General features: G+C 65.3%; 10 protein-coding genes. 8 read left to right on the top strand and 2 right to left on the bottom strand.

Annotated elements, in window-relative coordinates; translation table 11 throughout:
• Positions 1–88 precede the first annotated feature (88 nt).
• The 8 genes from BEN49_RS06250 (at position 89) to BEN49_RS30800 (ending at position 7,523) form a co-directional block, all read left to right on the top strand.
• Positions 89–1,159, top strand: coding sequence for an o-succinylbenzoate synthase (locus BEN49_RS06250; protein WP_070742202.1), 1,071 nt, complete (start codon positions 89–91; stop codon positions 1,157–1,159).
• A gap of 442 nt (positions 1,160–1,601) precedes the next feature.
• Positions 1,602–2,231 (top strand): retropepsin-like aspartic protease, encoded by a 630-nt coding sequence (locus BEN49_RS06245; RefSeq protein ID WP_070742201.1) that lies wholly within the window; start codon positions 1,602–1,604, stop codon positions 2,229–2,231.
• A complete protein-coding gene (locus BEN49_RS06240; protein WP_070742200.1) occupies positions 2,152–2,904 on the top strand; it encodes a PDZ domain-containing protein in 753 nt (250 codons plus the stop codon). Before BEN49_RS06245 ends, BEN49_RS06240 begins: the two co-directional genes overlap by 80 nt.
• Before the next feature lie 122 nt (positions 2,905–3,026).
• Positions 3,027–4,196: a lysophospholipid acyltransferase family protein gene (locus BEN49_RS06235; RefSeq protein WP_070742199.1), complete on the top strand. Its 1,170-nt coding sequence runs from the start codon at positions 3,027–3,029 to the stop codon at positions 4,194–4,196.
• A 113-nt stretch (positions 4,197–4,309) separates the two neighbouring features.
• Entirely contained in the window at positions 4,310–5,005 is a 696-nt protein-coding gene (locus BEN49_RS27640; RefSeq protein ID WP_070742198.1) for a phasin family protein, read from the top strand.
• 226 nt (positions 5,006–5,231) lie between these two features.
• Positions 5,232–6,917 carry an ABC1 kinase family protein gene (locus tag BEN49_RS06225; protein ID WP_070742197.1) on the top strand — a complete coding sequence of 562 codons (1,686 nt, stop codon included), beginning with the start codon at positions 5,232–5,234 and terminating at the stop codon, positions 6,915–6,917.
• Between the two features lie 47 nt (positions 6,918–6,964).
• On the top strand, positions 6,965–7,216 hold the full coding sequence (locus BEN49_RS06220) for a hypothetical protein (protein ID WP_125916559.1): 252 nt from the start codon (positions 6,965–6,967) through the stop codon (positions 7,214–7,216).
• 1 nt (position 7,217) lies between these two features.
• The gene (locus BEN49_RS30800) at positions 7,218–7,523 is read left to right on the top strand and encodes a type II toxin-antitoxin system RelE/ParE family toxin (RefSeq protein WP_070742195.1); all 306 of its coding nucleotides are present in this window, start codon (positions 7,218–7,220) and stop codon (positions 7,521–7,523) included.
• Positions 7,524–7,570: 47 nt separating this feature from the next.
• Here the strand turns inward: BEN49_RS30800 and BEN49_RS06210 are convergent, their stop codons facing one another.
• Positions 7,571–8,086, bottom strand: coding sequence for a hypothetical protein (locus BEN49_RS06210; protein WP_070742194.1), 516 nt, complete (start codon positions 8,084–8,086; stop codon positions 7,571–7,573).
• Positions 8,087–8,258: 172 nt separating this feature from the next.
• The gene (locus BEN49_RS06205) at positions 8,259–9,995 is read right to left on the bottom strand and encodes a phospho-sugar mutase (RefSeq protein WP_070742193.1); all 1,737 of its coding nucleotides are present in this window, start codon (positions 9,993–9,995) and stop codon (positions 8,259–8,261) included.
• Between the last annotated feature and the right edge of the window lie 174 nt (positions 9,996–10,169).

Below are 10,169 nucleotides of genomic sequence, written 5' to 3'. Positions count from 1 at the left end.
GGAGGCCAGCATTTGATACCTGCGGGGGCCGCGGCCGCCCGGTGCGCGTTGGCGCGCTGGCGGCCGGCGGCCCCCGCATCTTTGCGCCATGCTTCAGCTTTCGGCTTCCCGGCGCGACCTGCGCTTCAACTTCCCGGCCCGCACCTCGCGCGGGGCCCTGGCCGTGCACACGGCCTGGTACCTGCACCTGCACGACGCCGCCGACCCCGCCCGCCAGGCTGGCCTGGGTGAGGCCGCGCCCCTGGCCGGCCTCAGCCCCGACCACGGCCCGGGCTTCGCCGCCGAGGTGGCCGCGCTGTGCGCCCGGTTCAACGCAGCGGGCTACGCCGAGTTTGACGCCGCCGGGGCCCCGGCCCTGGTGGGCCCCGGGCGGCCGTCCCTGGTGTTTGCCCTCGAAACGGCGGCCCTGGACTGGGCCGGCGGCGGCCGGCGGCAGCTGTACGCCAACGCCTTCGCCGCGGGCCAGGCCGGGCTGCCCATCAACGGGCTGGTGTGGATGGGCGACGCGGCCTTCATGCGCCAGCAGATTGAGGAGAAGCTGGCCGCCGGCTACCGCTGCCTCAAGCTGAAAATCGGGGGCCTGGACTTTGCCACCGAGCTGGAAATCCTGGCCGAAATCCGGGCCGTGGCCGGGCCCGATCAGCTCGTGCTGCGCGTGGATGCCAACGGGGCCTTTGCGCCCGCAGAGGCGCTGGCCAAGCTGGCGCAGCTGGCCCGGTTCGACTTGCATTCCATCGAGCAGCCCGTGGCTACCGGGCAGTGGGGGGCCCTGGCCGAGGTGTGCCGCCACTCGCCGGTGCCCGTGGCCCTGGATGAAGAGCTGATTGGCCTGGAAACCCCCGCCCAGCAGGCAGCGCTGCTTGCCGCCGTGCGCCCCGCCTACCTCGTGCTGAAGCCCACGCTGCTGGGGGGGCACGCCGCCACCCACCGTTGGGTGGCCCAGGCCGAAGCCCACGGCCTGGGCTGGTGGATGACCTCGGCCCTGGAATCGAACATTGGCCTGAACGCCGTGGCCCAGCTCACGGGCGAGTTTGCGGTGGGCACCTTCGCCCAGGGCCTGGGCACCGGCCAGCTCTACCACAACAACGTGGGGGCCCCGTTGCGCATCGCCACCGGCCACCTCCACTACGACCCCGCGGGCCCCTGGGAAACGCCGTAGCGGCCCTTTACCTGCGCCGACAAGCGGCGCTTGGCCCGGCCCATACTACCCCAGCGGCCCTGGGGCGAGGCCATGCACTGCCTGGCGGCACAAGCATTGTGGCAATGGTCTAAAACGGGGTGTCCGGCGAATTGCCCGAAGGGCTTCGTCGGGCCACTCTCACTAAAAAACAGCGGCTTCGGACAATCGTAAGAGTGGTCCGACGACTGAAAAAGTTGCCGGACCACCTCGTTTTAGACCACCGCCAGCATTGATGCCAAGCCAGGTACTTATTGGTCGGCGTTTAAGAATTAAAACGGCAACGTATTGCCCGGTTGCGTGGCAAAATAATTCAATTGTGGGGCCCTTTGTGCAAACGATTGCCATTGCGACCGGTGTTCACGGGGGGAAGGCCTGCCGGGGCCCTGCGAATGGTCCTATAACCCGTACCTTACGGGGGCTGATGAAAATGCTAATCTGCCTGTATGTGCTGCGCCGGGCCTGCGTCCGGCTGCTGGTGCTGGCCCTGCTGCTGGCCGGGGCCCAGCCCGGCTACGGCCAGGAGGCCGGCCTATTTCGGCTGGCGCAGGCCCGGCAGCGGCACATGACCCTGACGCTGCAAGTGCAGCGCAACCTGCCCATCGTGCAAGTGTGGCTGAACGGCGCGGGGCCCTACAACTTCCTGCTCGACACGGGCGTGGCCTCGTCGCTGCTGCTCTCGCCAACCGTGGCCGATTCGCTGCAACTGCCCCACGGGCAGGATTACCGGGTGATGGGGACCGGGGGGCGGCCCACCGGCCTGCTGGCCTACCAGGCACCCCGGGTGCGCGTGGGCCTGGGCCGCCACGGCCAGGAAGCCGTGGCCGCGGCCATGCCGCTGCTGGTGCTCAACGGCGACTCGCTCAACCTCTCGGGCTACGTGGGGCTGCCGGTGCACGGCATCCTGGGGTCGGAGCTGTTTGCCAGCTTCGTGGCGGCGTTTCAGGGGCAGGCGGGGGGGGCAGGAGCGGCTGGTGCTCACGCCGCCGGCGCTGTACCAGCCGCCCCACAGCCGCCGCTGGACTGGCCTGCCGCTGGCCATCGAGGGGCGTAAGGCCTACTTCACGGTGCCCGTGCGCCAGATGGGCGACTCGGCCGCCCGGCCCCTGAAGCTGCTGCTCGACACCGGGGCCAGCCACGCACTGTCGCTCGAAACCACCTCCGACCCGCGCTTGCACCTGCCCGCGCCCGGCCTGCCCGCCGACCTGGGCCACGGCCTGAGCGGGCTGGTGCGCGGCGTGCTGGGCCGCGTGGCCACCGTGGACCTGGGCCGCTACCGCCTGCCCACGGTGCTCACCTCATTCCCCAACGGGGCCGATGTGCACGCCCGCACCGACGTGTTCCGCAACGGCAGCGTGGGCTACGAGCTGCTGCGGCGCTTCCAGGTCGTGATTGATTACCCGCACCAGCAGCTGTGGCTGCGCCGGGGCCTGGCCTTCGGCGAGCCCTTTGAGCACGACATGGCCGGCTTCGACGTGCTGGCCGTGGGGCCCGCCCTGCGGCGCTACCAGGTGCTGGGCGTGGTGCCGGGCACGCCCGCCGCCGCCGCCGGCCTGCAAGACGGCGACGAGCTGGTGGCGGTGGGCATTTTGCCGGTCGAGCTGCTCTCCCTCACCCAGCTCACCCACCTGCTGCGCAGCACCAGCGGCACGGTGCTGCACCTCATCGTGCGCCACCCCGGCGGCGAGCTGCTCACGGCCCGCCTGCGCCTCCAGCGCCGCATTTAGGGCCCCGGCTTTGGGAAACGGGGGCGGGGAGTGGGAGGTAGAATTCCTCCTTCCCTAAACCCGCTTCCTGCTCCCCAAAACCCAAAACGTGGTACCTTCCCGGCCCCGCCCGCCCGCTGCCCATGCCCCGCCCGATTGTTGCTTCTGCGCCGCCCCCGCCCGACCTGGCGGCCAACCAGCACATCTACAGCGACTACTTTAAGGAGGAGTTTACCCAAACGCTGGACGAAAACGTGTTGCAGCTCCTCGACCGGGTGTGGTTCCGCTCCGAGCTGGTGGGCTTCGACGATTACCCGCAGCGCAACAACCCCGACCGGCCGCTGATTTTTGCCTCGAACCACTCGGGCATGGCCTTCCCCTGGGACGCCATCGTGTCGCTCTCGCACCTGTGGCGCCACTTGCAGCAGCGCCAGGGCCACCTGCGCGACCTGCCCCGGCCGCTCTCGGCCCCGCTGCTTTCGGCCACCACGCTAATGAACCCCTACCTGGTGCGCGATTTCTGGAAGAAGTGCGGCAGCGTGGACGCTACCACGCGCAACTTCGAAACCATGATGTACTACCAGGACCACAACCTGATGGTGTACCCCGAGGGCGTGCCGGGCATTGGCAAGGGCTTCAACCGTAAGTACGAGTTGCAGCGCCTGGCCACCAGCATGATCCGCCTGGCCCTGGAGCACGGCACCGACATCGTCCCCTTCTACACCGTCAACGCCGAGTACCTCAACCCCTACGCCTACACCATCGGCTGGATTGACCGGCTGGTGAAGAAAATTGGCATCCCGTTCCTGCCCCTCACGGTGCTGCTGCTGCTGGTGCTGGTGCAGCCCTGGGCGTTTTATTTGGCCCTGCCCGCCAAGCTCACCTTCGTGATGGGCTCCCGCATCCGGCCCACCGAGCTCACCGCCAAGGCCCCCGGCGAGCTGACGCGCCCCGAGTACGAGGCCCTGGGCGAGCAGGTGCGCGCCCGCATGCAGGCCGAGCTCGACGCTGCCGTGGCGGCCCACGGCCAGCACCCCTACCAGTGGCGCGAGCTGTGGCAGCGCATGAAGGAAAACCGCCGCTTCTTCCCGTTCTTCCTGCCCTTCGCCTGGCCCGCGGCCTTTGCCGAGTTCGAGCGCCGCTTCGTCACCAACGGCGAGCGGGGCTTCAAGATGCGGCTCGACGCGCCGGGCGCGTTTTGGAAAATGCTGTGGCGCAACCCGCTCGTGCTGGCGTACTTTATCCCGCTGCTGGGCTGGATTCCGCTGGCCATCAGGGGCTACCGGAACAACAAGCTTGGGCGTAAGCCATAGGGCCCCGGCCGGCCATTTGCCGGAATATTCGTAAACTGCTACGGGGCCCCGCCCGCCGCGGGCGCACCGAGTCGTTCAACTTCTCCTTTTTTCACTTCAACCTCCTTTTCGTTATGGAAGACCTGTTCAAAAAGTTCATCAACGCCGGGGTGGGCTACCTAGCCCAAGGGTTGGCCCAGGGCAACAAGAAAGTGCAGAGCACCATCGAAACCCTGGTGCAGGAGAGCAAGCTCAGCGAGCAGGAGGGCAAGAAAATTGTGGACGACCTGCTGAAAAGCGGCGAAGCCAAGCGTACCGAGCTGGAGCAGCAGTTCAAAGGCCTCGCCGAGCGCATGAAGGACTCGGTGGGCCTCAAAGGCAAAGCCAAGGCCCCCGCCAAAAAAGCGCCCACCAAGAGAGCTGGGGCCCCCAAAGCTGCCAGCAGCGTGGCCAGCAAAGTGGCCGGCGCCACCAAAAAAGCCGCCGACCAGGTAAGCGACATCGCCGGCACCGCCCAGAAATCAGCCGCCGCCAAAGCCGGTGCCGCCGCCAAGAAAGCTGGGGCCCCCAAGGCCGCCAAGCCCCGCGCCGCGCCCGCAAGCCCACCGCTGGCTCGGCTGAAGCGTAGGCGCCACGGTTATAATCATTGCGCAATGAAATGCGAAGACGGGGTAGGGTGCGGGGCTTGCCCCCGCCCGCCGTTCGCGCCAACGCAACGATTCCGTGCAACGACGGGCGGGGGCAAGCCCCGCACCCTACTGCGCGACTCAGCAAGCCAAAAAATCCGTTTGCCGGTGGGCAAACGGATTTTTTGGCTTGGGGACCCCTAGCCCGGGCTGCCGGCTCTTCGCCGGCTGCCCGGTAATCGTTGAACCGTATGGCAAACCAAGGGCCCCAACCGGGTAACGATTATCGGCCAGCGATTACCGGGCAGCCGGCGAAAAGCCGGCAGCCCGGGCCCGGGGACCCGCCGTAGCTTGCCGCCCCAACCCGGAAAACGAGCGGAACCCCAAAAAATCCGTTGAATCCGCTCCGAATCCGTTAAATCCGCGGTCCATGTTCAAGAATACGATTTCCAACCTCACGCGCCTCAAGGAAGTGGGCGAGGTGCTGCTCAAGTACGGCTTCGAGGACGTGGTGACGACCACGCCCCTGCGCCGGCTGGTGGGCGCCGGCCGCCGCGTGAGCTGGCAGCGCGCCGAGCGCACCGTGTTCGACACCACGCGCTGGGAGCGGGCCCGCCTGGTGATTGAGGAACTGGGGCCCACCTTCATCAAGCTGGCCCAGGCCCTGAGCAACCGCGCCGACCTGCTGCCCGAGGCCCTCATCGACGAGTTTGAGAAGCTGCAAAGCAACGTGCCGCCCTTCGACGTGGCCGTGGCCCGCCAAATAGTAGCCGCCGAGCTGGGCCAGCCCTTGGAAGAGGTGTTCAGCGCCTTCGACGACGTGCCGATTGGCTCGGCCAGCATCGGGCAGGTGCACCGGGCCCGCCTGCGCACGGGCGAAGACGTGGTGGTGAAAATCCAGCGCCCCGGCGTGCAGGACAAGGTGCGCGGCGACCTGGCCCTGCTCCACGAGCTGGTGCGCCTGACGGGCGGCTTCCTGCGCAACCAGGGCCTGGCCAACCCCCAGGACGTGGTGGATGCCTTCGAGCGCAGCATGAGCAAGGAGCTGGACTACACCGCCGAAGCCCGCGCCATGGAGCAGTTCCGCAAGCTCTACGCCGACTACACCAACTTCTACATTCCGCGGCCCTACCGCGAGCTGAGCACGGCCAAGGTGCTGGTGATTGAGTACGTGGACGGCTGCAAAATTACGGACCGGGCCCAGCTCGAAGCCTGGGGCCTCAGCCCGGCCCGGGTGGCCGAAACGGGCATGGACATCTACCTGACCCAGATTTTTGAGTTTGGGGTGTTCCACGCCGATCCGCACCCGGGCAACGTGCTGGTGCAGCCCGACGGCCGCTTGGTGCTCATCGACTTCGGCATGGTGGGCAAGCTCACCAAGCAGCAGAAGTACGCCTTTGCGGGCGTGTTCATCGGCATGGCCCGGCAGGATGCGCGCGGCATGGCTGCCAGCTTCCGCCGCCTGGCCCTCACGGCGGAAATCCCCGACATGCGCGCCTTCGAGAGCGACCTGAGCTTGCTCATCGAAGACTTCGCGCTGCTCGACGTGAAGGAGATGAGCATGGGCGACCTCGCCGACCGCCTCCAAACCATCATCTACGACTATAAATTGCAGGTGCCGGGGGCCATATTCCTCATCCTGAGGGCCCTGGTAATTCTCGAAGGCATCGGCAAGGTGCTGCACCCCAGCTTCAACACCTTCGAGTTTGTGCAGCCCTACGGGGCCCGCATCGTGCGCGAGCAGTACTCCCCCGAAAACATCCTCACCGAGGCCGAGTACACCGGTACGCAGCTGCTGGCCCTGCTCCAAACCCTGCCCGCCGACGTGCGCCAGATTGTGCGCAAAGTCAGCAAGGGCGAGCTGCGCGTGAAGGTGGAGCTGAGCGGCTACAGCACGCTGCTGCGCAAGGCCGACCAGCTCGTGAGCCGCACCATTCTGGGGCTGCTGTGCGTGGCGGGGCTGGTGTTTTCGGGCTTCACGCTGGTGGGCCACTACGCGCCCACCATGCACTACTACCGCGGCGTGCCCGAAATTACCTGGTGGAGCCTGGGCATCACCGCCTTTTTCCTGCTGGTACTATTGCTGCTGGGCACCCGGCGCGAGCGGAAAGTGTAGGTGCGTTTTGCGGGGTACCTTAGGACTGAAATTAATTCCTGATGGCTATGAATGTCGATGTTGAGAAGGTGCACATTATCGAACAGGTGCTGAGCATCCACGACGAGAAATTGTTGGGCCAGCTCCGGCGCATGGTTGACGAGCTAGTGCTTGGCTTCGATGAAAAAAATGCCTCTTTGCCGATGACGGAAGAAGCATTTTTAACTCGCATGGATGCTTCTGAACAGGCTTTACAACAAGGGGATACCATTTCGCACGAGGAAATTGTAGCCCATTTCCGCAGCCGGATCAAGCAGTAGTATGCGCATTGTATGGACCCGGCCAGCAATGGCTGATTTAACAGAATTGGCTGATTTTTGGGAACAGCAGGCCCCAAAAAAATGGATTGTTATCCTAAATGAGATTATAGATAAAGTCAATCGGCTGGAAACTCAACCCCGACTCGGCCAGCAAGACTTGCTGTTGGCTGAACGCCGGCCATCATTCAATTACCGGTACGTATTAGCCAGCTCATATAAGATTATTTACCGCATCGACGAGAATACGCAGACGGTCGTTATCAATCAAGTGTTCGACACTCGGAGCAGCCCGGACCGCCTGAGGTAGGAGACGGACAACATTCCTTTTTGGCTTGGTCGCCCTCCCCCACCGGCTTACCTGAACACGAAGCCCTCGACGCCCAGGTACATGGCCACCACTTTGGCGAACAGCAGCGCTTCGAACTCTTGGTCGGCGCGGAACTTGCCGGCGATGATGGCGTGGCGCGACGCGGGCACCGAGAGCAGCACCACGCGGGCCCGGGGCGGGCCGCTGCGCAGGGTGCTGGGAGCGATAACGGCGGGCTCGTCCTGGGTGAAGGGCTTGACGACGACCTTGCTCACGCGGGGCAGCGGCTGCCAGGCGCCCTGCGTGAGGCCAAAAAACGTGGTGAAGTAGCGGAACTGGCCGTGGGGCCGGTCCAGGGCCAGCTGCCGGGTTTTGGCGAGCAGCGGCAGGATGAGGCAGTAGGGCACCAGGGCCCCCGCCGCAAGCAGGGGTTGCCACGCTTCCCAGGGCGAAAAAATGGCCGCCGCGGCCAGGCCCGTGCCCAGCCCCGCCAGGTACTGAATGCGCCGCTGATAGGTGGCACCGTGCCGGTGCAGATAACAGGTGAAATACCGGGTCATCATAGGAATGTTTGGGTTATAAGTGCAAGGTGTTCAGGCAATAGTGAATAAAAATAGACGAATAATGTAATATTACCCAAGGTACGCAGCGGGCATAAAAAAGACCCCAAACCAGTGAAGATTTGGGGCCAAAAACGCAAAATTTATTGCCGGGCGGCGGGGTGGGGCCCCGGGCTTACTTGAGCTGCATGTCGTCGATGATGGCCTGGATTTTCTCCTTGGCCTGGCGCTGGGCCAGCTCGAAGTCCACCACCGACTTGAGGGGGTGGCGCACGCTGAAGTAGAACTTAATTTTGGGCTCGGTGCCGCTGGGGCGGGCCGAAATTTTGCTGCCGTCCTCCAGGATGAACTGGAGCACGTTGGAGCTTTCCATGCCGGTTTCGGTCGCTATGCCGGTGCGCAGGTCGCGGATTTTACCGGTTTTGTAGTCACGGATTTCCACCACCGGCTGGCCGGCGATGGTGGCGGGGGGGCTCTGGCGCAGGCCGGCCATCATCTCCTGGATTTCTTCGGCGCCGCGCTGGCCCTTCTTGGTCAGCGAGATGAGGTCTTCCTGGTAGAGGCCGAACTGGGCGTACATCAGGGCCAGCTCCTCGTAGAGGGTGCGGCCCTGGCCCTTGGCCACGGCGGCCATTTCGGCGGCCAGCGCGCAGGCCGATACCGCGTCCTTGTCGCGCACAAAGTCGCCGATGAGGTAGCCGTAGCTTTCCTCGCCGCCGCAGAGGTAGTTCTCCTCGCCCGCTAGGTCGCGGATGAGGCCGGCGATGTATTTGAAGCCGGTGAGCGTGTTGTAGCTCTTCACCTGGTAGTGGCGGGCAATGTCGCCGAGGATGTCGCTCGTCACGATGGTGTACACCATGAAGTCGTTGGGCGCCAGCTTGCCGGCGCGGTGCCGGGCCCCCAGCAGGTAGTTGGTGAGCAGCGCGGCCGTCTGGTTGCCGTTGAGCAGCACCCACTCGCCCTTGTCGTTTTTCACGCCCAGGCCCACGCGGTCGGCGTCGGGGTCGGTGGCGAGCACGATGTCGGCATCGAGCTCCTGGGCCAGGTCCAGGGCCATTTGCATGGCCGATTTCTCCTCCGGGTTGGGGCTTTGCACGGTGGGGAAGTTGCCGTCGGGCGTGGCCTGGGCCTGCACCACGTGCACATTGTCGAAGCCGAAGCGTTGCAGGGCCCCCGGCACCAGCGTGATGCCCGAGCCGTGCAGCGGCGTGTACACAATCTTCAAATCATGCTGCTGCTTGATGGCGGCGGGGTCCACGCTCAGCTTCTGCACCTCGGTGAGGTACTGGTCGTCCACGTCGTGGCCGATGAGGTGGATGAGGGTATCGACGGCGGTGAATTTCACCTCGTTGATGTCGGTGATTTTGTTGACTTCCTCGATGATGTTCGTGTCGTGGGGCGACACCACCTGGGCCCCGTCGTTCCAGTACACCTTGTAGCCGTTGTACTCCTTGGGGTTGTGCGAGGCCGTGATGACGCAGCCGCTCTGGCAGCCCAGCTGGCGGATGGCAAACGACAGCTCGGGCGTGGGCCGCAGGCTGTCGAAGAGGTACACCGTGATGCCGTTGGCCGAGAAGATGCCCGCCGCGATGCGCGCAAACTCGGGGCTGTTGTTGCGCGAGTCGTGGGCAATGGCCACCTTCACTTCCTGGTCGGGGAAGCTCTGGAGCAGGTAGTTGCACAGGCCCTGGGTGGCCATGCCCAGCGTGTAGCGGTTCATGCGGTTCGAGCCGGGGCCCATCACGCCGCGCAGGCCGCCGGTGCCAAACTCCAGGGTGCGGTAGAAGGCGTCGGTGAGGGCGTCGTCCTGCCCGGCGTCGAGCTGGGCGCGGATGGCGGCCTGGGTGTCGGCGTCGTAAGCGGGGGTGAGCCAGGCGTTTACTTTTTGCTGGATGTCGGGGGCAAGGGCCATGCGAACGGAGAGAATAGGAGGGAAGTAAGAACGGACAAAGCGCGGGCCGCCACCGGTGGGCCCGCTACTCCTATACTACCCCGCCGACGAAGAGGGCGAAGATGACCCCCAGCCTCACAACATCTTCTACCTCGAAGGGGTGTATGTGCGGCTCGATTCGTGACCGGGGCCCCT

This window comes from Hymenobacter coccineus (genome assembly GCF_001816125.1).
In the GTDB taxonomy this organism is placed as follows: domain Bacteria; phylum Bacteroidota; class Bacteroidia; order Cytophagales; family Hymenobacteraceae; genus Hymenobacter; species Hymenobacter coccineus.
The sequence above is the reverse complement of the archived record's forward strand: the minus strand, read 5'-3'. Positions and strand labels throughout refer to the sequence as shown.